The organism is Nocardia sp. NBC_00565 (assembly GCF_036345915.1).
Lineage (GTDB): Bacteria > Actinomycetota > Actinomycetes > Mycobacteriales > Mycobacteriaceae > Nocardia.
The window spans coordinates 4,868,383-4,890,718 of record NZ_CP107785.1 but is presented as its reverse complement, the minus strand read 5'-3'; the positions used below and the strand labels follow the sequence as shown (position 1 = coordinate 4,890,718).

The following is a 22,336-nucleotide window of genomic DNA, read 5'->3' as shown; positions in this document are numbered from 1 at the left end:
GCGCATTGAGTCGTGAAGCGTCGATTCGCGTCGGCAGGTCTGTGCTGGGAGCATTGGCACGGCTTGCGATGCGAGGGCTGTTGCGCGGCGAAGAGGGCGCGGCGATGCATCCGGCGGGCGGCGCAACGCGGGTCGGGGCTGACAAGCGGGATTTGCCGCCCTCACTTGGCAAGATGGGACCATGCTCGCACTCAACACTGTGAACTCGGTACGGACGCGGGTGTCCTCGACGTATGTGCTCGCGGCGCTGATCGTGCTCGGTCTGGTTCTGCAGGCGCCGCTGGTGCGTGCGGTGGGGGCGTCGGCGCGGCTGCAGACCGGGGTGACGATCTTCGCGGGGGTGTTCGTTCAGGCGGTGCCGTTTCTTGCGCTCGGAGTGCTGGTGAGCGGCGGTATCGCGGCCTTCGTCTCGCCTGCGGTGCTGCGAAAGGTGTTGCCGCGCAATGAGTCCGCGGCGATCGGTGTGGCGGGGCTGGCGGGGATGGCGCTGCCCGGATGCGAGTGCGGTGTCGTACCGGTGGCTCGTCGGTTGACCGAGCAGGGTGCGCCGGGGTCGGTGGCGCTGGCCTTCATGCTCTCGGCGCCCGCGATCAACCCGGTGGTGCTGATCGCGACGGCGGTGGCGTTTCCGGGCGAGCCGGGAATGGTGGCGGCGCGGTTCACCGGTTCACTGGCCACCGCTGTGGTGATGGGGCTGATCTGGTCGCGGATCGGGCGTCCGGAGTGGATGCTGCCGCGTGGCGGTGGACGCGACCACTGCGTGACCGGGCGCACACGGTGGGAGGTCTTCACCGAAGCCGCGCGGCATGATCTCTTGCAAGCCAGCGCATTCCTCGTACTCGGTGCCGCGGCCGCCGCCGCGCTGCACGTGCTGGTGCCGCCGGGTTGGTACGAGCGGCTGGCCGGCCAGATGGTGATCGCGATCCTGGTACTGGCGGTGCTGGCGATCGTGCTCGCACTGTGCTCGGAGGCCGACGCGTTCGTCGCGGCCAGCATGTCGACGCTGCCGTTGCTGCCGCGATTGGTGTTCCTGGTTGTCGGCCCGGCGGTCGATGTGAAGCTCTTCGCGATGCAGGCGGGCAGTTTCGGCCGCCGGTTCGCAATGCGGTTCGCACCGTTGACCTTTGCGGTCGCCGTGGTCTGCGGCACGGTCGCCGGATACATCTTCCTGGGAGGTGCCCGATGAAACGGGAGACACAGAACCTGCTGTTGCTGCTGATCGGTACCGCCGTCCTCTGGATCACCCTCGACGGCACCTACCTGCGCTACGTAAAACCAAGCCTCTACCCGTTCCTACTGATCAGCGGCATCGGTTTCGTCCTACTGGCCCTGGTCGCAATCACACGCGACATCCGCAGCGGCACAGCATCCCCCGGCTCCGGGCACCGTCCCGGCCTCGATCCTGCCGCCGGGCATGAGCACGGTAGTGGTGGCGAGCACGCGCATGAGCACGGTAGTGGGCGGGTGCAGTGGCTGTTGCTTGCGCCGGTTGCCGCGCTGCTGCTCATCGCTCCGCCCGCGTTGGGGGCCGGGGCGGCGGTGACGAGTTCGTCCGTTCAAGTCGTGCCGCGGGATGTAGCTGCGGAGCAGCCGAAGGTGTGGGCGTTTGCGCCATTGCCGTCCGAGCCCGCGCCGAGCCTCCCGATCGTGGATCTGGTGAATCGGGCGGTACAGGACTCGAGCCATTCGCTGGACGGTCGCGAGGTCACCATCAGCGGGTTCATCATTCGGCCCAAGGATCTCGAGCAACAGCATCCCGATAGCCCCGACGCCGATCTAGCGCGGGTGGTCATCACGTGCTGTGTCGCCGACGCCCGATATGTGCTGGTGCACCTCGCGGGGCTGCCCGAGGTGATCGAGGACGATGCCTGGCTGCAGGTTCGTGGCATTGTCGAAACGGGTAGTGCCCAGCGGGATCCGGATCTCACACCGACCTTCGTCGTCACCGACTACCAGCGGATCGAGGCGCCGGACCGGCCGTACGAGCGGGGGCGTTAGCCGCAGCGTCGCATGATCATCGAGCCGAACGGCGGCAATCGGCGTGGATGTGCCAATGTAGGTGTGGTGATACCCAAGTTGATGGCGGTGAGCGACATTCATGTCGGACACCAGGGGAATCGGCCGGTCGTCGAGCAGATTCGGGCGGATTCGCCCGAGGACTGGCTCATCGTGGCCGGGGATGTCGCGGAGAAATCCGACGACATTCGCTGGGCGCTGGAACTGCTGCGCGGCCGTTTCGCCAAGGTGATCTGGGTGCCGGGCAATCACGAGCTGTGGACCACGGCGAAGGATCCGGTCCAGATGCACGGCGTGGCGCGCTACGACTACCTGGTGTCGATCTGCCGGGACCTCGATGTGCTCACGCCGGAGGATCCGTTTCCGGTGTGGACGGGCGCGGGTTCCGAGCCGTACGGCGGACAGGTGACGCTGGCCCCGATGTTCCTGCTGTACGACTATTCGTTCCTGCCCAAGGGCACCACCACCAAGGCCGAGGGACTGGCCCTGGCGCGCGAACGCAACGTGGTGGCTACCGACGAATACCTGCTCTCGCCGGATCCGTATCTGACCCGCGATGCTTGGTGCCACGCCCGGATACAGGTGACCAAGCGCAAGCTGGACGCGCTGGCACCCGAGACGCCGCTGGTGATGATCAACCACTTCCCGCTGGTCCGCCAGCCCACCGATGTGCTGTGGTACCCGGAGTTCGCGCTCTGGTGCGGTACCGATCTGACCGCCGACTGGCACACCAGCTACAACGTGGTCTGCTCGGTCTACGGCCACCTGCACATCCCGCGCACCTCCTATTACGACGGCGTCCGCTTCGAAGAGGTGTCACTGGGCTACCCCCGCGAATGGCAGAAGCGCGGACTGCCCGACCGCCTGCTGCGCCAGATCCTCCCGACGCCGGAGTACCCACCGGGCGCACTGAACACGTGGGGCGGCCACTTCCAGGTGACCCCGGAGATGGAGGCCGCGGCCGCGGAGATGCGCGAGAAGGCCCAGCGCCGCCGCGGCATGTGAGCCGTTTCCATGTCGGCTACGCTGTAGATTTAGTCTACGACGTAGCGAACATGGGGGAAGGAGCGGGCATCATCGCGCTGGAAGTGATTGCCGGGCACAGTGATCGACTGGTGGCCGCGATCGTGCACGAACCACCGGTGATGGGGCTGCTGTCCGAGGACAGTCCCGCACGGCAGGAGATCGTGAACATCGGTCGGCTCGCCGTGGAGCAGAGCCCGATGCGGGCCTATGTCGCGTTCGGCGTGATGACGGCGCCGAACGTGCCCAAGCTGTTCGATGAGATGACGTCGTGAGTGCGGGCAGTTCGCGCGAGCGGCCGGCCGCGCCGACCCGGGTGGTGCTGAACCGTGAATACATCGCGGCGATCGCACTGGCGGTGATCGATGAGACCGGCCTGAACGGGTTCTCGATGCGCAAACTGGGTGCCGCGCTGGGTGCGGACCCCATGGCGGCATACCGGCACTACGCCGACCAACAGGACCTTTTCGACGGTATAGCCGCAGTGATGTTCGATGAGTTGGAGCTGGAAAACCTACCGTGGCAAGCGGATTGGCGCGAGATGATGCGGACCTACGCACACCGGTTGCGCTCCATCTTGACCCGGCACCCGCACGCGGTATCCATCTTCGCTACCCGCCCCGCGCGCAGCATCACGGCCATCGACATCGGTAATCGGATGATCACGCAGCTGACCGCCTCCGGCTTCGCGCCCGCGACTGCGCTGCAATTGTCCCGCTGTCTGCGCGAATTCGCGATAGGCCACATCCTGAGCCGGACGACCGGCGCGGCCGCCGGAGAGCGTAGCCGAAAACCGGCGCCCGATTCGCCCGATTACAACGGACTCGCCGCCGCCGCCGACGCTGCGTCCGGCGACTACTTCGACATCGGGCTTACTGCCATGTTCGACGGATTCGGTCGCAACGTCGGCTAGGTTCCAGGTCCTCTAGCGGATGTGAACCTTCGTCGAATATCCTGTGGCACAACGGATTACGACATTTGCCGGGATGTGCGGCCGGAATGAATCGATAGGACATGGACGCGCTCCGAGTCTCCATGCTCACTCGGGCGGTTACCGCGGGGAAGGTAGCGAGGATTTCGCGCTGCCGGCGGTATTGATCATCCATATGTCTACGATGTAGATTAAATCTACGATGTAGATACATCGGTTGGTGTCGAGGTTTGCATCAGCCGGGCCGGTAGTCAGGGTGTGATTGATGCACGGAAATGGAAAGCTGTCCGCAGTCGTGGTTGTCGCGCTCCTTCTCGCGCTTGCCCGATCGGTTCCGGGGCACGCGGATGGACCCGTCCGGGCCGATGCCACCGTTCGTGTCGAACCCGGCCCTGCCGCGGCGGTCCTAGGGTCCGGCGCGGTCGGCGTGGATGCTCAATTCTGGAATGAGAACACCGTTGAGCCGGAGGTTCCTGGATTGCTGCACGCGGCAGGCGTGCAGACGCTCGACTGGGATGCCGGCATGCCGGTCGACATGTACGACTGGCAGACCAACACACTCCGGCCTGATCCGGGCAAGGCCGCGCACCCGTACGACTACACGATGCTGCGGCCGAAGTTCACCTTCGACCAGTTCGCCGAGCTCGCCCGGGACGGGGGTGTCGAGCACAAGCTGGTCCATGTCAACTACGGCACCGGCACCCCGGCAGAGGCTGCCGCTTGGGTGCGGTACGCGAACAACGAGAAGCATTACGGGGTGAAGTACTGGGAGATCGGCGAAAGCATGCATTTCAACGGCTGGTCACCAACCCAGGAGAACATCGAGCCCGACGGGCACGTGGACAAATCCCCGCAGGCCTACGCGCGCAACGTACTGGAGTTCGCCCGCGCGATGAAGGCGGTAGATCCGACGATCCGGGTCGGTGTCGGCCTCAGCAGCCGCGATACCGATGCCGAGCTGATGGACTGGAACAGAACGGTATTGGAGATCGTCGGGCGCGACATCGACTTCGTCGATCTGTTCGTCTTCGGATCCGGCTGGCAACCGATGAGCGATGCGGATCTGCTGGCCCGGCCCCGCGCCAACGGCGACCTCATCGGCCGGTTCCGCGATCTGATCGACCAGCACGCTGGTCCCGGTCACCGCGTCGAGATCATCATCGGTGAGGCCGCGTCTGTCGCGAACGCGACCGGTCAGCAGGTGAGCACGGTCTCCGCACTGTTCCTCGCCGACCACTACCTGACCCTGCTCGAGGGCGGCGCGAGCCAGGTGCACTGGTACGCCCTCCTCGGCCAAATCATGGGCACTGTCGCTGCCGGGTACGGCGATGTGGGCCTGCTCTCGAGCGGGTTGTGCGCCACCGAGAACCCGTGGGCCGAGCCGTCGGACTACTGCCAGCCGCCCGCAACCACTCCGTTTCCGGCCTACTACGGTCTGAAACTGCTCCAGCAGTTGACCCTCGCCGGCGCGGAGCTGCTCCCGGCGACCTCGAACAATGGGCAGATCGTCGTGCATGCCGCGCGCCGCCCAGACGGGCGGTTCGCCGTGCTGCTCATCAACGAGGACCCGAACGCCGACCACGCCGTGAGTATCGAGTTGCCGGGGCCCCGTAACCGTGATGCGACGGTGTTCACCTACGGCGAGCACAGCGTGGATGTCGAAAGCACTACCAGAACAGTCGATCTCGCCCAGCCCGTCACCGTCGCGCCGTACTCGCTCACCGCACTGGTCCTCGGCTCATGAGGGCGTGGGATGCCGACAGCGCGTCCGGACGATTCCCCGCTGCTGAAGCTGGATCGGGTGTGCGTGGCCGGATTGCTGGACGACGGCTATCAGTCGACTTTCACGACGCCATATCGCGGGGCCGAACCTCGCAGTGAGCAGAACGCAGGAACGGACCAGGCCGGCCGAGCAGTGTGCGCCACAGGCAGGAAGCCTCTTCACGGCGGTGTCTTCATACGACGCTGTGACCAGTAGAGAAACTAAGGAACGGTAGATAGATGCGGATCGAGAAGATCGAGTTCTCCAGCGACGGCCATCGGCTGGTTGGCGACCTCCACCTGCCCGAGCCCGGCACCGAGCGCGGCGCAGTGGTGTTCACCGGGCCGTTTTCCGGTGTGCGTGAACAGGTGACGGGTTTCTACGCGCAGCGGTTCGCTGAGCGCGGGTATGTCGCTTTGTCGTTCGACCACCGCCACTGGGGTGACAGCGAGGGAACACCACGCCAGCACGAGGACGCTACGGCCAAGGTGTCGGACCTGCGGCACGCGGTCAGCTTTCTGGCCGCCCGCCCCGAGGTGGACGTCGACAAGATCGCCGCGTGCGGGGTGTGTCTGGGCGGAATCTACGCGGTGCAGCTGGCCGCGTACGACCCGCGGGTCAAGTCCGTCGCGCTCATCGCGGCCGCCTACAACAATCCGACGTTGATCCGAAACCGGTTCGGCGAGGACAACTTCGCGGCGCTGGTCGGCCAGTTCGCGCAGATCGCGCAACAGCAGTTCGACACCGGTGAGATCGAGTACTGGCCAGCGGTCAACCCTGCCGGCATGCCCGCGGGAAACCCTGGTCCGGAGCCGTTCGAATACTACGGAACCGATCGGGGCGCGCGTCCCGGCTGGGAGAATCGCTGCACCGCGTTATCGGTGCTGCAGGAGCTGACCCTGGATGTGAACGCCTATCTGCCGCTGGTCACCGCTCCGCTGTTGATCGTGCACGGTCGCGGAGACCAGGCAATTCCGCTCGCCGACGCCGAAGCGGCGTTCGTAGCCGCACCCGAACCAAAGGAATTTGTGGTCTTGGACACCACCAACCATATCGACCTCTACGACGACGACACCTATGTACGGCCGGCTGTAGACCGTGCCGTCGCATTCTTCGACGGGAGCATCTGATGTGGAATGGACGGAACGCGTTGCCGGGGTCGCGCGCATGAGGGTGTTGGTCACCGGTGCGACCGGCTACATCGGTTCGGCCGTCGCACGCGCGCTGCGATCGCGCGGGCACGACGTCGTCGGACTCGCTCGTACCCCGGAGTCCGCCGAGCATTTGCGTGCCGCAGCAGTGGAGCCGGTGTTGGGCTCGTTGGCCACCCTGGACGTTCTGCGGCGAATCACTCAGGAGGTGGACGCGGTCGCGCACGCGGCATTCGCCCGTTACGGCATCGACGACATGGCCGAAGCCGGGACAGTCGAAACCGCCGCGGTGCACGCCATATTGGCGGCGGCAGCGGGACGGCCGGTCATCTACACCAGCGGGATCGGTGTGGTCGGCGAGACCAAGGGCCGTGCGGTCGCCGAGGACGATCCGGTCGACCCGGCACCGGGTATGGCGTGGCGGCGGCAATTGGAACTCGACACGCTGGCCGCCGGGCACGGCATCGTGGTGCGCCCTCCGCTGGTCTACGGCAGGGCAGGCGGTCTGGTGCTGACCGGCCTCATCGCAGCGGCGATCGCGGCCGGAGCGTCCCGCTACGTGACGCCTGGCGATAACGCCTGGCCCAATGTGCACGTCGACGATCTCGGTGACGCCTTCGCGCTCGCCCTGGAGAAAGCACCGCCGAGCACGATCCTGCATGCCGTCTCCGGTGTATCGACACCGCGGGCAGTGGCGGTGGCGATCGGCAGACTCATCGAAAAGCCCAGTGCCACTGAGGGTTTGCCACGCAATCAGGCCGAGGGAGTCGTGCCGTTCCCGGACTGGTTGACCGCGCATCAGCAAATCGACGCCCGCCGAACCCATGAACTGCTCGGCTGGCTGCCCGACCGTCCCAGCGTCACCGACGATATCGAATTCGGTTCCTACCGAGCACTTCTCACACCTGAACCCTGACCGGCCGCTGCGTCACCAGGAGGGCACTGGTGCAGCCGCGTAGGTCGGCGTCGGTGCGGACGGTGCCGGCGGGTCGGTTCAGGGGCGGATGTGGGAGAGCTTGTCGGGGTTGAGGATGCCGAAGATGTTGTGGATGCGGCCGTCGCGGATGTCGAAGGCGACGAGTTGCTGCTGCCCACCCATGGCCATCCAGATGGCGGGCGCACCGTTGGACTCGACCACGCGAACATCGCCCATCGGGTAGCGCGAGGTCAGACCGGTGACGAATGCCAACACGTGGACGCGCCCGATGATCGGAACCCGAGCCGCGCGGACCTTGCCGCCGCCGTCGTTCCAAGCGACGACGTCCTCGCTGAGCAGTTCGGTGAGGGTGGCCAGGTCACCATCCTCGGCGGCGTCTAGGAAGCGGGTCAGCAGCGCGGTGTGGTCGGCGGTCGACGGCTCGAACCGGTCGCGTCCGTCAGCTAGCCGCTTGGCCGCGCGGTGGTGCAGCTGACGGCAGGTCGCGGCGGGGGAGCCGACGATCTCGGCAATGTCGTCGTAGGGCAGCTCGAACGCCTCGCGCAGCACGAACGCGGCCCGCTCCGGCGGGGACAGCCGCTCCATCAGGTGCAGGGTCGCATACGACAAGGTATCGCGAAGCTCGGCCGTCTCCTGCGGCCCGAACTCGGTGCCGGACACCGGTTCTGGCAGCCATGGGCCGACGTATGCCTCACGGGTGACCCGGGCCGAGCGGAGCTGGTCGAGGGCCAGCCGGGTCACCACCGTCACCAGGAAGGCCCTCGGCTCCTTGATCTCGGTGCGGTCGGTGCCCAGCCACCTCAGATAGGCGTCCTGCACGATGTCCTCGGCATTCCACATGCTGCCGAGCAGCCGGTAGCCCAGCCCCAGCAGTAACGGGCGGTACTCCTCGAACACCTCGGTCGGATCCTGCATGGCACCTTCCCTTTCCACGAGTCGGTGGCCGCGATCATGCGGCCCGGCGACCGGCCGTGTCCAATTCGGCGAAACCGTCAACGTAGGAGGCGTATCGGGGCCGCCAGTCCAATTGCAGCCGGGCCCGGGTGTTGTCCGCGCCGCGCAGCTCGTTCATGTACGCCACGCCCCAGCTACCGACATCCAGCCGCGCCAGCGCCGCGGGCACCTGTTTGGGGGCGGGGGCACCCAGGGTCTTCGCCAGGGCGGGCAGCCACTCGTGTAGCGGTGCCGGGGTGTCGTCGACCACGTTGAGAAACCCGTCGGTCTTCTTGTCCAGTGCCGCGGCAACCGCGGTGGCGGCGTCGTGGGCGTGGGTGAAGGAGAACACCGCCGCCCCTTCCCCCACGATGGGCATTTTGCCGGCCTGGACTTGTCGCACCAAGGATCCGTCGGCGGCGAAGATCGAGCCGGGTCCGTACAGGTGGCCGAACCTCAGGACCAGGCCGTCCGCTTCGGTGGTCAGCCGCTCCAGTTCGATCAGCGCGTCCAGTACAGGTGCGAACTGCTTGGGCGGGTGCTGCCACAGTGGGGTGTCCTCGGCCGCCGGGCCCGCGCCCGGCTGGTAGGCGTAGGCGAGGCCCTGGCTGATGATCCGCCCGACTCCGACCTCCTGGGCAGCGTCGACGAGATTGCGGGTTCCCTCGGTGCGCAGCCGGTTGGTCGCAGCGAAGTCGCGTGTCATCTTTCTCGGGTTGATCGTGCCTGGGATGGCCGTCAGCATGTTGACGACGGCGTTGGGTGCGGTGTCTCGCATCGCCCTGCTCAGCGCGGTGGGGTCGAGCGCGTCGGCCGCGGCGACCTGCACCCCTGATCGCTGTAGCGCCAGGGCGCGGTCGCCCGGACGCGACAGTGCGATGACGTCGTGGCCGACCGCTGACAGCAGCGGGAGAATCTGGCGGCCGATGACGCCTGTGGCTCCAGCGACGAGGACTCGCATGATGACTCCTATGAATCTGCCCGGTGGGAACCGGGTACTGATGATTGGCGAAGGTAGGACGGGCCAGCGATCACCCGCGTGACAATTCTTGATGTGATCTGGGTCATGTCGCCGAGGCCGCAGCCCGGCGAGCACAGGCTGTTGGTTGTGATGTGGGATGAGGTCCGGGCGGGCGGGTACCGGGTACCCGCCCGCCGCGGTTCAGGAGCAGGTCGACGCGGCAGGCTTGCCGGCGAAGCGATCCGCGGTCCAAGACAGGATGTCGGGCATTGCGCCGTCGTCGATGCCGGTCTGCCCGCCCCAGGTGTCATGCGCCAGGGTCGGGTAGGTGCGGTAGTCGATCTGCGAGCCGGTGTCACATAGTGCGGTGGCGACCTTGTCGGTGACCGGCTGCGTGGTCAACGCATCGACACCGCCCTGCAGAAGCAACACCGGGCCTGCGATCGGGCGGTTGCCGGTGCTGTTCTCGTGGAGGAAGCGGGCGAAGTTCGGCTCGGACAGGTAGTCCGGTCGAACCAGGTCTGCACCGGACAGACCGCTGTAGACGGCGGAGACCACGTCCAGGCATCCGCTGTGAGTGCTGCCGAGACGATCCAGTGCCTGCGGTGTCAGGATTCGGTCCAGTTGGACGCGCCGGTCGCTGGCCTCGGCACCCTGGGCAATCAGCGGCAAAAACCCACCCAGAGACGGCGTTTCGGCCGTGTGGGTGATCAGCGCGGTCAGGTCGGCGGCCGGTGAGGTGACCACCGCACCGAGATAACCCGGTTCCGGATGGACAGCTTGGCGTTCGGCGACGCCGAGCGCGGCTCCGCCGCCCTGAGAGTGTCCCCATAACACCCACTGGTCCGACAGGTTCGGCAGCGCCTGCCTCGCCGAGCGCACCGCGCCGATCAGGTCGTCGGCCTCGGCGGTCTTGTTGCCCAACTCGGACTCGCCGGTCGTGCCCAACCCGGCGTAGTCCGGCGCAACCACCGCGTAGCCCCGGGCGACGAACCGTGCCATCTGGTTGCCGTGGTAGAGATCTCGCATCAGCGACGGCGCACAGTCCACACCGCCACCGCTGGCGCCGTGGGTGTCGGCCACCACCGGCCAGCCGCCCTCGGGCGGGGCGCCCTGCGGCACCAGCACCACCCCGGACACCGCGATGTCGCGTCCGCCGGAGGTGCGGGAGTGGTAGAGGATCCGAGTGGCCGGGGTCTGCTTGCCGTCCACCACATAATCCGTGGTGGCCTCCTGACGGATCAATGTGCCGGTCGAAGCCCACTCGAGTGGGTCGGGTGCATCGTAGAAACCGGTGCGTGGCAACCCATTTCGGTGCTGGTGTGCCCACGCGGCCTGGCAGGCCTGGTCGCAGGGGACGGGGTCGGCCTGGGCTGGTGCGACCGGGCCGGTCAGTACCGCGCCGGCGGCAGCCAGCGCCATGGCCGAATAGCTCAGAAAACGCATGGTGTTCACCTCGAGTTGCGGGGAGCTCGAGCCTGTTGGCCCGATGTGCAGCTACAGGACGGGACAACTCCCTGCCACGTGACCGTTCCCCGACGTGATTCAGGCCACATCAGGCAGCCGGGTACCCGGCCGGCGGGCGCGTCGAACCCTCGTCTTATCTCCTCGGAAGGGGAATTGACCGTGATGAAGTACTGCACCGCGGCGACGACCGCCACGGGTGCGGTCTCCGACAGAATGGGCACTCAGTCCACCCCTCCCGCGGCGTTTGAGGCAGGGGCGGCTCGACTAGGCTCGTCGGTGATGATCGAGAAAATTCTTCCCGCTGGCGTGGCCTCGGCTGAGCTGCTGGAGTACCCGGAGGATTTGCGGCCGCATCCGGCGGAGGCGCACCTCATCGAGAAGTCGGTGGAGAAGCGTCGCCGCGACTTCATCGGTGCTCGGCACTGTGCCCGGCTGGCACTGCGGGAGCTGGGTGAGCCCGCGGTCGCGATCGGCAAGGGCGAGCGGGGCGCGCCGGTGTGGCCGCGCGGGATCGTCGGCAGCCTGACCCACTGTGACGGCTATCGCGCCGCGGCGCTGGCGCATAAGCTGCGGTTCCGCTCGATTGGCATCGACGCCGAACCGCACGGCACCCTGCCCGAGGGCGTGCTCGATTCGGTCAGCCTGCCGCCCGAGCGGGAGTGGCTGACGACCGTCGGTGGCTCCGGGCTGCACCTGGACCGCTTGCTGTTCTGCGCGAAGGAGGCCACCTACAAGGCGTGGTGGCCGCTGACCGCACGCTGGCTCGGCTTCGAGGACGCCCACATCACCTTCACCATCGATGAGAGTTCCGACGGTGCGGGCTCGGGCAGCTTCCACAGCCAGATCCTGGTGCCGGGTCAGGTCAATGACGGTGGTGCGCCACTGATTTCGTTCGACGGCCGCTGGATGATCGGTGACGGTCTCATCATCACCGCGATCGTGCACGGCTGATGGTCGACGCACTGGGCGGTCTGCTGATCGTCGACAAGGACGGCGGCTGGACCAGCCACGATGTCGTCGCGAAATGCCGGAAGCTGTTGCGCACCAAGAAGGTCGGGCACGCCGGGACACTCGATCCGATGGCGACCGGCGTGCTGGTGCTCGGTGTGGAGCGTGCCACCAAATTGCTCGGCCTGCTCACCCTCACCACCAAGGCCTACACCGCGACCATCCGACTCGGACAGGCCACCACCACCGACGACGCCGAGGGTGAGGTGCTCTCGACCACGTCGGCGACCCATCTCGCCGATGCCGAAATCGCGGCGCATACCGCGAAACTGACCGGTGATATCGAACAGGTACCGGCCACCGTCAGCGCCATCAAGGTGAACGGCGAGCGCGCCTATGCCCGCCACCGGTCCGGTGAGGAGGTGCGGCTGGCCGCCCGCCCCGTCACCGTCTCCCGCTTCGATATCCTGGCCCGCCAGGATGTTTCGGAGTTCGTCGATCTCGATGTGGTCGTCGAATGTTCCTCCGGCACCTACGTTCGTGCGCTGGCCCGCGATCTGGGCGCCGCGCTCGGCGTCGGCGGGCATCTGACCGCGTTGCGCCGCACCAGGGTCGGTCCGTTCACCCTCGAACACGCCAGAACCCTGGACGAATTGGCTGTTGCCGCCGAATCCGATGACTCGCTGCTGAGCCTGGACATCGACGCCGCCGTTCGAACCGCGTTCCCGCACCGCGATATCGACGACGAGCAGGCCGAGGATCTGCGCAACGGACGCTGGCTGGAGCCGGTCGGCATTCCCGGCGTCTGCGCCGCCATCGACCCGTCCGGTCGCGCGATCGCGCTGCTGCAGGAGAGCGGCAAGCGCGCGGCCTCGGTCATGGTCGTGCGTCCTTCGAATCTTTAACCGCGCCAAGTGGTTCCAGCGCACCGACACAGATACCGCGGAGTTCGGTGCGCGAGCAGGTCTGGTGTTCGAGCCAGTCGACCGAGAGCACGCGGACGAACGTCAGCCAGCCACGTCGGCGCGGGCCTGATCGACGAAACCGCCGAGACCCTCCTCGCCGCCGCCGACCAAGACGCCGACGGCTACCTTTCGCCCGCGGAATTCCGGGCCCTGCTGGACGCTCTCTCCAGCTGACGGCTCCACCGCGAGTGGCACAGGCGGAGTGCGAGAAGGCCACTTCAAGGTGTGCCACTCGTCGTTCTATGGGGGTTGACGTGTGTTAACTCCGGTGCGGCCGGCGGCGATACCTGGATATCGGGTGGGAGCGATGGAAAGGCCGACGGCGATGGGAATGCGGGGGATTATCCAGCGGGTGTTCGTACTCGCCGCGGTTGCGGTGGCCGCGGCAGCGTGCGGTGGTGACAACGAATCGTCACCACCGGCACGCGATGGCACCACGTGTTCCGCCGAAGCCATCGCAGCCGATCTGGACCTGTCCGGCCAACTCCTGGCCGCCACACCGACTTCGACCTCATGTGACGGCCACTGGGCAATCATGGTCTGGGACGTGCCAGGTGACAGTCAGCGCCTGGTGCGCTACGTCGGCACGAAGTGGACCACCTACGTCAACTTCCCGCACAATGTCTGCTGGTCGAATGCCGCCGCCGACGGCGTCCCCGCCGACCTGCGCCACTACTTCACCAGCCGCTAGTCGCGAGTGCCGAGCCAAATGGCTTCGGCCGCAGGGCTGCCGAGATCGATGGTCCGCTCGCCGATGCGAATCGCGATGGTGCCCGCGAAGTCTCGGCGTTCCACCACCACGATCGGGGTATCCAGCGCGATGCCGACGGAATCGAAGTATCGCAGCATATCCGGATCGGCATCGGAAATCCGTGCGACATGGCCGGATTCACCGGCGCGGAAACCGCTGAGCTGGCGGGCCGGTGGGGTGGGCACCGCGCCGTCGACCGATGGAATGGGATCGCCGTGCGGATCCCGGTCCGGATAGCCGAGTTTCGCGTCGATGCGCGCCATCAGCAGTTCGGAGACCGCGTGCTCGAGCACCTCGGCCTCGTCGTGCACCTCGTCCCAGCCATAGCCGAGTTCATTGACCAGGAAGGTCTCGAGCAGGCGGTGCCGTCGCACCATGGCGATCGCGGCGCGGCGGCCATGTTCGGTGAGGGTGATGGCACCGTACCGGGCGTGCTCGACCAACCCCTGGTCGGCGAGCTTGCGAACGGCCTCGGAGACAGTGGAGGCCGAGACGCCGATCCGCTCGGCGAGCAGCTTCGTCGACACCTTCTCCTGTGACCACTCCTGGGCGGTCCAGATCACCTTCAAATAGTCCTGGGCGACCGAGGTGAGCTCCGGCGCGATCGTCGTGGTGCTGCCGTGCGGGCCTGTGGTCTCGGTCGGCTGCGCTGCGGTGTCGGCCAGCTCCCGTCGGGTGGCGATATCTCGTTTACCGGGCACATCTTCGAGCTTATGCACATGACTCCCGGTTCACACATTCAGACACATGAACATCGCGATGCCGTTGTCCGACAGCTGTCGATCCGTCCCGCCGATCCGTAGTTTCGGCTGGTCGGACCAAGATCAGGTTCGCCGGTGTTCCGACGGCCCGTGCCGCGCCGAGCGCGTCCGAAGCTTCAGGATCCCATCTCGAGCGTTGCCAGCAGGGAAAATCATGGATCGTTGTTACTCCGCAATTGCCGGGAGGCGATCGGAGCCGGACCCGCAGTTCACCTCCTGTACACAACGGGCTCGGGGCCGGAGTGCGGATCGGCACCTCCGAATACTGTTCGCCACCCGTTTTGCGTAGGCTGCGCACTGTGCAGAGATGGCGAAGTCTCGACGATGTGCCCGCGGACTGGGGGCGGTGTGTACTCACGATCGGCGTATTCGACGGTGTGCATCGCGGCCACGCGCAGCTGATCAGCAGGGCCGTGAAGTCCGCTGCCGCGCGCGGTGTTCCGGCGGTGTTGATGACCTTCGATCCGCACCCGATGGAAGTGGTGCGTCCCGGCTCGCATCCCGCGCAGCTGACCACACTGACCCGACGCGCGGAATTGGCCGAGGAACTCGGCGTCGACGTGTTCTGCGTAATGCCCTTCACCCAAGAATTCATGAAGCTGCCCCCCGCGCGCTATGTGCACGATCTGCTGGTCGAGCGGCTTCATGTGGCCGAGGTCGTGGTCGGCGACAACTTCACCTTCGGTAAGAAGGCCGCGGGCACCATCGACACCATGCGCGAGCTAGGGGAGCGGTTCGGCTTCGAGGTCGACGGGGTCAAGCTGCTCGGCGAGCACGCGGTCACCTTCTCCTCTACCTATATCCGGGCCTGCGTCGACGCGGGTGATATGGCCGCGGCGGCCGAGGCGCTCGGTCGCCCGCATCGCGTCGAGGGCGTGGTCGTGCACGGCGACGGCCGCGGCCGTGAGCTCGGCTTTCCGACCGCGAATATCGCGCCGCCGATGTATGCCGCGATTCCGGCCGACGGGGTGTACGCGGGCTGGTTCACCGTGCTCGGACCTGGCCCGACCATCGGTACCGTGACACCGGGGGAGCGGGCGATGGCCGCGGTCTCGATCGGCACCAACCCCACCTTCTCCGGGCGTGCCCGCACCGTTGAGGCGTATGTGCTCGACGGCGAGGCCGATCTGTACGGCCAGCACGTCGCCGTGGATTTCGTCGAGCACCTACGCGGTATGCGCAAGTTCGACTCCATCGCTGAACTCCTCGAGGCCATGGGCCGCGATGTGGAGAACACCCGCAAGGTGCTCGCCGCCGCCGACTGATGTTCCCGACGGCGGATTCGCTCGCGCGATTCGATACGACATACCGAATTCGATCCGGAATATCGATCCGGTAGGGTGGATCCTCGGGTTTGCTGCGGTCCGCGGCGGCACCCGATCCGGGTATCCGGAATTCCGAGCGCGGTACTGAGAAATAGGAGTGGATGCCCCATGGCACTGACCACCGAGCAGAAGTCGGCAATTCTCGCCGAGTACGGCCTGCACGAGAAGGACACCGGTTCGCCGGAAGCCCAGATCGCGATGCTGTCCAAGCGGATCGCCGACCTCACCGAGCACCTGAAGGTGCACAAGCACGATCACCACACCCGCCACGGTCTGCTCGCGCTGATCGGCCGCCGTCGTCGGCTCTCGAAGTACCTGCAGAAGAGCGACATTGCGCGTTACCGTTCGCTGATCGAGCGCCTGGGTCTGCGTCGGTAACTGTGTTTGATTTGCAGCGCCTGCGGCGCTGCGTGTTCGCGGCCCCCCGATGTCTCGCGTCCGACCCTTTCGAGCGACCTGCGAGCAGTCGCTAGCGGTGCCGTCGAGACTCGCGACTACGTCGCATGCGCTTCGACGGCTCGGACGCGAGACGGGCCGCGAACGTCGCTCGTAGGACTCGCTCTGTGGTGGCCGGTTGGGCGGGCAGCGCTCGACACGCTGCTTAGCCGAGGCGGTAGATCACCCGGCCAACGGGGAGACGTACAATCTCCCCGTTGGCTATTTGTGTATGAGGGGTTTGGTCGTAGCGCCTGCTGGCAGGTCGCTCGAAATGGTCGGCTCCGGTTTGCACGACAACAAGACAGCCGTATGCACCCGTCGCGTGGCGTCGGTCTTCGGTAGTGGCCCCCCGGTGGCCGTAGCGACTGTTTGCAGGTCGCTCGAAATGGTCAGTACCGGCGGGCTTCGATCGATGACCGCCTCCGCGTCGCCGTTTCCAAGGGGAATCGGCCGGGTGTGCGCGTCGCAGCCAGGAGGGTTGCCGCGCGTCCGTATCCGGTACGGCTGACGATAGCTGGGTCGCGCCCGATGGCGCTGGACCCAGCGAAGACGAGAGGTTGAGAGAAGAAAAATGTCCGAAACAACTACATCTTCGGCCATCGAGGTCGAACCCGGTGTGTTCGAGTCCGTCGCGCTGATCGACAACGGCAGCTATGGCACCCGCACCGTCCGCTTCGAGACCGGCCGCCTGGCCCGTCAGGCCGCTGGTTCGGTCGTCGCCTACCTGGACGACGAGACCATGCTGCTGTCCGCCACCACCGCGGGCAAGCACCCCAAGGATCAGTTCGACTTCTTCCCGCTGACGGTCGACGTCGAAGAGCGCATGTACGCCGCGGGCCGCATCCCGGGTTCGTTCTTCCGTCGTGAGGGCCGCCCCTCCACCGACGCGATCCTGACCTGCCGCCTGATCGACCGCCCGCTGCGCCCGTCGTTCGTCGACGGCCTGCGCAACGAGATCCAGGTCGTGGTCACGGTGCTGAGCCTGGACCCGAACGATCTGTACGACGTAGTGGCCATCAACGCCGCGTCCGCGTCCACCCAGATCTCGGGCCTGCCGTTCTCCGGCCCCGTCGGCGGCGTACGCGTCGCGCTGATCGACGGTCAGTGGGTCGCTTTCCCGACCGTCGAGCAGCTCGAAGGCGCGGTCTTCGACATGGTGGTCGCCGGCCGCGTTGTCGAGTCCGGTGATGTCGCGATCATGATGGTCGAGGCGGAGGCCACCGATAAGGTCATCGCGTTGGTCGCGGACGGTGCGCAAGCGCCGACCGAAGCCGTGGTGGCACAGGGCCTCGAGGCCGCCAAGCCGTTCATTGCCCGCCTGTGCAAGGCGCAGCAGGATCTGGCCTCGCTGGCCGCCAAGCCGACCGAAGAGTTCCCGCTCTTCCCGCCGTACGCGGCCGATGTCTACGAGGCCGTCGAGGGCACCGCCAAGCGTGAGCTGGGCGAGGCGCTGAGCATCGCCGACAAGCAGGAGCGCGAGGCCAAGATCGACGAGATCAAGGCCGATGTGCTCGCCCGCCTCGGCGACGATTTCGAGGGCCGCGAGAAGGAACTGGGCGCCGCCTTCCGCTCGGTCACCAAAAAGCTGGTGCGCCAGCGCATTCTGACCGACGGCTTCCGCATCGACGGTCGCGGTCTGGCCGATATCCGCGCGCTGTCGGCCGAGGTCGCGGTGGTCCCGCGGGCGCACGGTTCGGCGCTGTTCGAGCGTGGCGAGACCCAGATCATGGGCGTCACCACCCTCGACATGGTCAAGATGGCCCAGCAGGTCGACTCGCTCGGCCCGGAGACCAGCAAGCGCTACATGCACCACTACAACTTCCCGCCGTTCTCCACCGGTGAGACCGGTCGCGTCGGTTCGCCGAAGCGGCGCGAGATCGGCCACGGCGCACTGGCCGAGCGGGCGCTGATTCCGGTGCTGCCCAGCCAGGAAGAGTTCCCGTACGCCATCCGTCAGGTTTCGGAGGCGTTGAGCTCCAACGGTTCCACCTCGATGGGGTCGGTCTGCGCCTCTACCCTGTCGCTGCTGAACGCCGGTGTGCCGCTCAAGGCGCCGGTCGCCGGTATCGCCATGGGCCTGGTGTCGGACACCATCACCAACGACAAGGGTGAGGCCGAGGTCCGCTACGTCGCCCTGACCGACATCCTCGGCGCCGAGGATGCCTTCGGCGATATGGACTTCAAGGTCGCGGGTACGCCGGACTTCGTCACCGCGCTGCAGCTGGACACCAAGCTGGACGGCATCCCCTCGCAGGTGCTGGCCGGTGCGCTGAGCCAGGCGCACGACGCCCGCACCACCATCCTGGAGGTCATGGCCGAGGCCATCGCCACCCCGGACGAGATGAGCCCGTACGCACCGCGCGTCACCGCGATCAAGATCCCGGTCGACAAGATCGGTGAGGTCATCGGCCCGAAGGGCAAGGTGATCAACCAGATCACCGAGGAGACCGGCGCCAACATCTCCATCGAGGATGACGGCACCGTGTACGTCGGTGCGACCAATGGCCCTGCGGCTCAGGCGGCGATCGATCAGATCAACGCCATCGCGAACCCGCAGCTGCCGAAGGTCGGCGAGCGCTTCCTGGGCACGGTCGTCAAGACCACCGCCTTCGGCGCGTTCGTCTCGCTGCTGCCGGGCCGTGACGGCCTGGTGCACATCTCCAAGCTGGGCAACGGCAAGCGTGTGGCCAAGGTCGAGGACGTGGTGAACGTCGGCGACAAGCTGCGCGTGGAGATCGCCGATATCGACAACCGCGGCAAGATTTCGCTGGTTCCGGTCGACGAGAACGCCGACGAGCCCGCGGCGGCCGAGACCGTTGATGCGGGCACGGCGGAGACCGAGTAGTACTTGTCTCTGTGACGAAGAAGAAGACGGCAACCCCTCTGCTCCGCGGCGAGCAGGGGGGTTCGTCTCTGGAGCTGCGGATGGATCAGATGCGGGGCACCGACGCCGGTGTAAGGCGGACCGTGCTACCCGGCGGACTGCGCGTGGTCACCGAACACGTGCCCGGTGTGCGCTCGGCATCGATCGGCGTCTGGGTCGGCGTCGGCTCACGCGACGAGGGACCTACGGTCGCGGGCGCCGCGCACTTCCTGGAACATCTGCTGTTCAAGGCGACTCCGACGCGTTCGGCGCTGGATATCGCTCAGGCGATGGACGCGGTCGGCGGTGAGCTCAACGCGTTCACCGCGAAGGAGCAGACCTGCTACTACGCCCATGTCCTCGACGAGGATCTGCCGCTGGCCGTTGACATGGTCTCCGATGTGGTGCTCAACGGTCTGTGCCGGGCCGAGGATGTGGATGTCGAGCGGCAGGTGGTGCTCGAGGAGATCGCCATGCGCGACGACGACCCCGAGGATCTGGTCGGCGACGCGTTCCTGTCCGCACTCTTCGGCGACCATCCGATCGGACGCCCGGTGATCGGTTCGATCGAAACCATCGAGGCGATGAATGCCGCGCAGCTGCGCGGTTTTCATCTGCGGCGCTACCGGCCGGACCGGATGGTGGTCGCGGTCGCGGGCAACGTGGAGCACGACCACACCGTGGAACTGGTGTACCGCGCCTTCGAGAACCGGCTCGACCCGGGCGCCGAGCCCGCGCGACGGCGCGAGGGCCGGTTCCGGCCGCACAGCACACCCGAGCTGCACTGGAACCACCGCGAAAGCGAACAGGCGCATCTGGCCTTCGGCGTGCGGGCCTTCGGGCGGCACGAGGGGGAGCGGCGCTGGCCACTGTCGGTGCTCAACACTGTTGTCGGCGGCGGCCTGAGTTCGCGTCTGTTCCAGCGCATTCGGGAAGAACGCGGACTGGCGTACTCGGTGTACTCCAGCGTGGACACCTTCGCCGATACCGGCGCGTTCTCGGTGTACATCGGGTGCCAGCCGGAAAATCTCGGCAAGGTGGCGACACTGGCGCACGGCGTGCTGGAAGAGGTCGCGGCCAATGGGATCACCGACGCGGAATGCGCGCGGGCCAAGGGTTCGTTGCGCGGCGGGCTGGTACTGGGGCTGGAGGATTCGGCCTCGCGGATGAACCGGATCGGCCGCAGCGAACTGAGTTACGGCAATCACCGCAGCGTCTCCGAGACGTTGACCCGCATCGATGCGGTGACCACCGATGAGGTTTCGGCGATCGCGCGCACGCTGCTCGCGCGTCCGTTCGCGGCTTCGGTGGCCGGGCCCTATCGCCGGACTCGGGAATTGCCCGCCGCGGTGCGGCGCTTGGTGGCGAGCTGAGGTAGCTCCGGCGGTGGCCGGAGCTCTGTGCTTCGGCCATTGATCTGCCGCCTATCAGTCGTTGCGGGCGCGGTTGGCGGCCTCGACGATCGAGGGCAGCAGGCCGGGCAGGGCGTTGTCGAGATCCTCGGCGCGCAGGCGCTGACAGGTCTGGCCGTCGATAATCAGTCGCTCGATGACACCGGCTTCGCGCAGAATCTTGAAGTGGTGCGTGGCGGTCGACTTGTTGATCACCTCGTAGAGCGCGGCGCAGCGCATCGCGGTGCCCGCATTGCTCAGTCGGCGCACCATCTCCAGCCGGACCGGATCCTGGAGTGCGCCGAGTACGGCGGGTAACGACGCCACCGGCGGCGCCTCGGTGGCCGATTCCTTGGTTTCGGTCATGATCTACCTCACAGTGGTTTGATGACCATCATACCGGCTGTATCGTCTCTATCGGTTCGATAATCATCAAACTTACCTGATCGGGGATCCGATGGCAGCGACAATGACAGTGGCGGCCGACCAGCACACCTCTCAGCGCTGGGCCTATGCGCTGATTCTGGCGGCCAGCGGAGTGGCGCTCGGCGTCTCCGGCGTACCTGCGCCGCTCTACGGCATGTATCAGAAGCAATGGCATTTCTCGCCGCTGACGACGACATTCGTCTTCGCGGTCTACGCGTTCGCGGCGCTGGCCGCGGTGCTGGTTTCCGGGCGGATCTCCGATGTGGTCGGCCGCAAACCGGTGCTGCTCGGTGCGTTCGCGACAATGATCATCGGCCTCGTGGTGTTCCTGCTGGCCGATAACGTCGCGATGCTGCTGGTGGCGCGGGCGCTGCACGGTTTGGCGGTCGGCTCGACGGTGGTCGCCGGTGCCGCGGCGCTGCTGGATCTGCGGCCCGAACGCGGTGCGCGATCCGGTCAGCTCAGCGGAGTCGCGTTCAATGTCGGTATGGCCGTGGCGATTCTGGGTTCGGCCGTGCTGGCGCAGTACGCGCCGCATCCACTGCGCATGCCCTATGTGGTCATCACCGTGGTGTGCCTGCTCATCGGCCTCGGTGTCGTCGCGCTGCGCGAACCGCACACCGCCCGGATCGCCGGTCGCATCAGGATCGCGAAACCGGCTGTGCCGCAGGAGATTCGCAGTGACTTCTGGTTCTCGGCGCTGGGCGTGATGGCGGCCTGGTCGGTGCTCGGCGTGCTGCTGTCGCTGTATCCATCGCTCGCCTCGGCGGAGACCGGCATCCACAATCTGGTCTTCGGTGGCGCGGTGGTCGCCTCGACTGCGGTGGCCGGTGCCGCGGCCCAGCTGTTCGCGACCGGAATTCCGGCGCGGCGCGCGGCGATCGGCGGTGACACCGGTATGGCGGTGGCGCTGGTGCTCACGGTGCCTGCGCTGCACACCGGCAACTGGGTGGTGGTGCTGCTGGCCGGCGTGCTGCTCGGTGCGACCTTCGGGCTCGGGTTCGGTGGTTCGCTGCGGCATCTGTCCGAGGTTGTGCCGCAACACAAGCGGGGCGAGACCATGTCGGCGTACTACCTGCTCGCCTACACGGCTATGGCGCTGCCGACCATTCTGGCCGGTTGGGCGGCCACCGAGTGGGGACTGAGCGAGGTGTTCCCGTGGTTCGTCGGCGTTGTCGCGCTGGCCTGCTTGGCCGCGGCCGGGCTCGGGCTGCGCCGGAATCGGGAAGCGGCTCCACAGGGCGCGTGATCGGCGGTGCGTCCCGCCGGGCGTTAATCCGTTGCTGC

At 66.8% G+C, this 22,336-nt stretch carries 22 protein-coding genes; 16 read left to right on the top strand and 6 right to left on the bottom strand.

Annotated features, from left to right (window positions below):
* Positions 1–181 precede the first annotated feature (181 nt).
* The 8 genes from OG874_RS23015 (at position 182) to OG874_RS22980 (ending at position 7,799) form a co-directional block, all read left to right on the top strand.
* Complete coding sequence (locus OG874_RS23015; RefSeq protein WP_330249222.1) at positions 182–1,186, top strand: permease; 1,005 nt, start codon at positions 182–184, stop codon at positions 1,184–1,186.
* Positions 1,183–1,998: a TIGR03943 family putative permease subunit gene (locus OG874_RS23010; protein WP_330249221.1), complete on the top strand. Its 816-nt coding sequence runs from the start codon at positions 1,183–1,185 to the stop codon at positions 1,996–1,998. Before OG874_RS23015 ends, OG874_RS23010 begins: the two co-directional genes overlap by 4 nt.
* A gap of 66 nt (positions 1,999–2,064) precedes the next feature.
* Positions 2,065–3,021, top strand: a complete 957-nt coding sequence (locus OG874_RS23005) for a metallophosphoesterase family protein (RefSeq protein ID WP_330257373.1) — start codon at positions 2,065–2,067, stop codon at positions 3,019–3,021.
* Between the two features lie 50 nt (positions 3,022–3,071).
* Complete coding sequence (locus tag OG874_RS23000) at positions 3,072–3,314, top strand: hypothetical protein (protein ID WP_330249220.1); 243 nt, start codon at positions 3,072–3,074, stop codon at positions 3,312–3,314.
* Positions 3,311–3,952 carry a TetR/AcrR family transcriptional regulator C-terminal domain-containing protein gene (locus OG874_RS22995; protein WP_330249219.1) on the top strand — a complete coding sequence of 214 codons (642 nt, stop codon included), beginning with the start codon at positions 3,311–3,313 and terminating at the stop codon, positions 3,950–3,952. The genes OG874_RS23000 and OG874_RS22995 overlap by 4 nt, the downstream gene beginning before the upstream one ends.
* 283 nt (positions 3,953–4,235) lie before the next feature.
* Complete coding sequence (locus OG874_RS22990) at positions 4,236–5,714, top strand: hypothetical protein (RefSeq protein WP_330249218.1); 1,479 nt, start codon at positions 4,236–4,238, stop codon at positions 5,712–5,714.
* Positions 5,715–5,971: 257 nt separating this feature from the next.
* Positions 5,972–6,862, top strand: coding sequence for an alpha/beta hydrolase (locus OG874_RS22985; protein ID WP_330249217.1), 891 nt, complete (start codon positions 5,972–5,974; stop codon positions 6,860–6,862).
* A gap of 37 nt (positions 6,863–6,899) precedes the next feature.
* Positions 6,900–7,799 (top strand): NAD-dependent epimerase/dehydratase family protein, encoded by a 900-nt coding sequence (locus tag OG874_RS22980; RefSeq protein ID WP_330249216.1) that lies wholly within the window; start codon positions 6,900–6,902, stop codon positions 7,797–7,799.
* A gap of 78 nt (positions 7,800–7,877) precedes the next feature.
* Here OG874_RS22980 and OG874_RS22975 read toward each other — a convergent pair whose 3' ends face one another.
* From OG874_RS22975 to OG874_RS22965, 3 genes are all read right to left on the bottom strand, one after another.
* Positions 7,878–8,735 (bottom strand): RNA polymerase sigma-70 factor, encoded by an 858-nt coding sequence (locus OG874_RS22975; protein WP_330249215.1) that lies wholly within the window; start codon positions 8,733–8,735, stop codon positions 7,878–7,880.
* Between the two features lie 34 nt (positions 8,736–8,769).
* Positions 8,770–9,714 carry an NAD-dependent epimerase/dehydratase family protein gene (locus tag OG874_RS22970; RefSeq protein WP_330249214.1) on the bottom strand — a complete coding sequence of 315 codons (945 nt, stop codon included), beginning with the start codon at positions 9,712–9,714 and terminating at the stop codon, positions 8,770–8,772.
* A gap of 201 nt (positions 9,715–9,915) precedes the next feature.
* On the bottom strand, positions 9,916–11,160 hold the full coding sequence (locus OG874_RS22965; protein WP_330249213.1) for a lipase family protein: 1,245 nt from the start codon (positions 11,158–11,160) through the stop codon (positions 9,916–9,918).
* Positions 11,161–11,460: 300 nt separating this feature from the next.
* Here OG874_RS22965 and npt point away from each other — a divergent pair, with 300 nt between their 5' ends.
* A complete protein-coding gene (npt, locus tag OG874_RS22960) occupies positions 11,461–12,132 on the top strand; it encodes a 4'-phosphopantetheinyl transferase Npt (protein ID WP_330249212.1) in 672 nt (223 codons plus the stop codon).
* Positions 12,132–13,034: a tRNA pseudouridine(55) synthase TruB gene (gene truB / locus OG874_RS22955; protein ID WP_330249211.1), complete on the top strand. Its 903-nt coding sequence runs from the start codon at positions 12,132–12,134 to the stop codon at positions 13,032–13,034. Before npt ends, truB begins: the two co-directional genes overlap by 1 nt.
* A 102-nt stretch (positions 13,035–13,136) precedes the next feature.
* Here truB and OG874_RS22950 read toward each other — a convergent pair whose 3' ends face one another.
* Positions 13,137–13,289 carry a hypothetical protein gene (locus OG874_RS22950; protein WP_330249210.1) on the bottom strand — a complete coding sequence of 51 codons (153 nt, stop codon included), beginning with the start codon at positions 13,287–13,289 and terminating at the stop codon, positions 13,137–13,139.
* A 136-nt stretch (positions 13,290–13,425) separates the two neighbouring features.
* Between OG874_RS22950 and OG874_RS22945 the strand changes: the two genes are divergently transcribed.
* Complete coding sequence (locus OG874_RS22945; RefSeq protein ID WP_330249209.1) at positions 13,426–13,785, top strand: hypothetical protein; 360 nt, start codon at positions 13,426–13,428, stop codon at positions 13,783–13,785.
* Here the strand turns inward: OG874_RS22945 and OG874_RS22940 are convergent.
* Positions 13,782–14,450, bottom strand: a complete 669-nt coding sequence (locus OG874_RS22940; protein ID WP_330257372.1) for a metal-dependent transcriptional regulator — start codon at positions 14,448–14,450, stop codon at positions 13,782–13,784. The two genes, OG874_RS22945 and OG874_RS22940, sit on opposite strands and share 4 nt — an antisense overlap.
* A gap of 455 nt (positions 14,451–14,905) precedes the next feature.
* Between OG874_RS22940 and OG874_RS22935 the strand changes: the two genes are divergently transcribed.
* The 4 genes from OG874_RS22935 to OG874_RS22920 all read left to right on the top strand — a co-directional run bounded on the left by OG874_RS22935 (position 14,906) and on the right by OG874_RS22920 (position 20,605).
* Positions 14,906–15,871 (top strand): bifunctional riboflavin kinase/FAD synthetase, encoded by a 966-nt coding sequence (locus OG874_RS22935; protein ID WP_330249208.1) that lies wholly within the window; start codon positions 14,906–14,908, stop codon positions 15,869–15,871.
* 168 nt (positions 15,872–16,039) lie between these two features.
* The gene (gene rpsO / locus OG874_RS22930) at positions 16,040–16,309 is read left to right on the top strand and encodes a 30S ribosomal protein S15 (RefSeq protein WP_330249207.1); all 270 of its coding nucleotides are present in this window, start codon (positions 16,040–16,042) and stop codon (positions 16,307–16,309) included.
* A 631-nt stretch (positions 16,310–16,940) separates the two neighbouring features.
* On the top strand, positions 16,941–19,214 hold the full coding sequence (locus tag OG874_RS22925; protein ID WP_330249206.1) for a polyribonucleotide nucleotidyltransferase: 2,274 nt from the start codon (positions 16,941–16,943) through the stop codon (positions 19,212–19,214).
* Between the two features lie 80 nt (positions 19,215–19,294).
* On the top strand, positions 19,295–20,605 hold the full coding sequence (locus OG874_RS22920; protein WP_330249205.1) for a M16 family metallopeptidase: 1,311 nt from the start codon (positions 19,295–19,297) through the stop codon (positions 20,603–20,605).
* 54 nt (positions 20,606–20,659) lie between these two features.
* Here OG874_RS22920 and OG874_RS22915 read toward each other — a convergent pair whose 3' ends face one another.
* Complete coding sequence (locus OG874_RS22915) at positions 20,660–20,989, bottom strand: ArsR/SmtB family transcription factor (protein ID WP_330249204.1); 330 nt, start codon at positions 20,987–20,989, stop codon at positions 20,660–20,662.
* Between the two features lie 103 nt (positions 20,990–21,092).
* Here OG874_RS22915 and OG874_RS22910 point away from each other — a divergent pair, with 103 nt between their 5' ends.
* A complete protein-coding gene (locus tag OG874_RS22910) occupies positions 21,093–22,298 on the top strand; it encodes an MFS transporter (protein WP_330249203.1) in 1,206 nt (401 codons plus the stop codon).
* Positions 22,299–22,336 lie beyond the last annotated feature (38 nt).

What these genes read in the sequence shown, in the direction of transcription:
- OG874_RS23010 (WP_330249221.1), top strand. Translation starts at nt 1,183, where the DNA reads ATGAAACGGGAGACACAGAACCTGCTGTTGCTGCTGATCGGTACCGCC.
- OG874_RS22990 (WP_330249218.1), top strand. Translation starts at nt 4,236, where the DNA reads ATGCACGGAAATGGAAAGCTGTCCGCAGTCGTGGTTGTCGCGCTCCTT.
- OG874_RS22980 (WP_330249216.1), top strand. Translation starts at nt 6,900, where the DNA reads ATGAGGGTGTTGGTCACCGGTGCGACCGGCTACATCGGTTCGGCCGTC.
- OG874_RS22925 (WP_330249206.1), top strand. Translation starts at nt 16,941, where the DNA reads ATGTCCGAAACAACTACATCTTCGGCCATCGAGGTCGAACCCGGTGTG.
- OG874_RS22970 (WP_330249214.1), bottom strand. Translation starts at nt 9,714, where the DNA reads ATGCGAGTCCTCGTCGCTGGAGCCACAGGCGTCATCGGCCGCCAGATT.
- OG874_RS22945 (WP_330249209.1), top strand. Translation starts at nt 13,426, where the DNA reads ATGCGGGGGATTATCCAGCGGGTGTTCGTACTCGCCGCGGTTGCGGTG.
- rpsO (WP_330249207.1), top strand. Translation starts at nt 16,040, where the DNA reads ATGGCACTGACCACCGAGCAGAAGTCGGCAATTCTCGCCGAGTACGGC.
- OG874_RS22975 (WP_330249215.1), bottom strand. Translation starts at nt 8,735, where the DNA reads ATGCAGGATCCGACCGAGGTGTTCGAGGAGTACCGCCCGTTACTGCTG.
- OG874_RS22965 (WP_330249213.1), bottom strand. Translation starts at nt 11,160, where the DNA reads ATGCGTTTTCTGAGCTATTCGGCCATGGCGCTGGCTGCCGCCGGCGCG.
- OG874_RS22920 (WP_330249205.1), top strand. Translation starts at nt 19,295, where the DNA reads ATGGATCAGATGCGGGGCACCGACGCCGGTGTAAGGCGGACCGTGCTA.
- OG874_RS22985 (WP_330249217.1), top strand. Translation starts at nt 5,972, where the DNA reads ATGCGGATCGAGAAGATCGAGTTCTCCAGCGACGGCCATCGGCTGGTT.
- npt (WP_330249212.1), top strand. Translation starts at nt 11,461, where the DNA reads ATGATCGAGAAAATTCTTCCCGCTGGCGTGGCCTCGGCTGAGCTGCTG.
- truB (WP_330249211.1), top strand. Translation starts at nt 12,132, where the DNA reads ATGGTCGACGCACTGGGCGGTCTGCTGATCGTCGACAAGGACGGCGGC.
- OG874_RS23015 (WP_330249222.1), top strand. Translation starts at nt 182, where the DNA reads ATGCTCGCACTCAACACTGTGAACTCGGTACGGACGCGGGTGTCCTCG.
- OG874_RS22915 (WP_330249204.1), bottom strand. Translation starts at nt 20,989, where the DNA reads ATGACCGAAACCAAGGAATCGGCCACCGAGGCGCCGCCGGTGGCGTCG.
- OG874_RS23000 (WP_330249220.1), top strand. Translation starts at nt 3,072, where the DNA reads ATGGGGGAAGGAGCGGGCATCATCGCGCTGGAAGTGATTGCCGGGCAC.
- OG874_RS22910 (WP_330249203.1), top strand. Translation starts at nt 21,093, where the DNA reads ATGACAGTGGCGGCCGACCAGCACACCTCTCAGCGCTGGGCCTATGCG.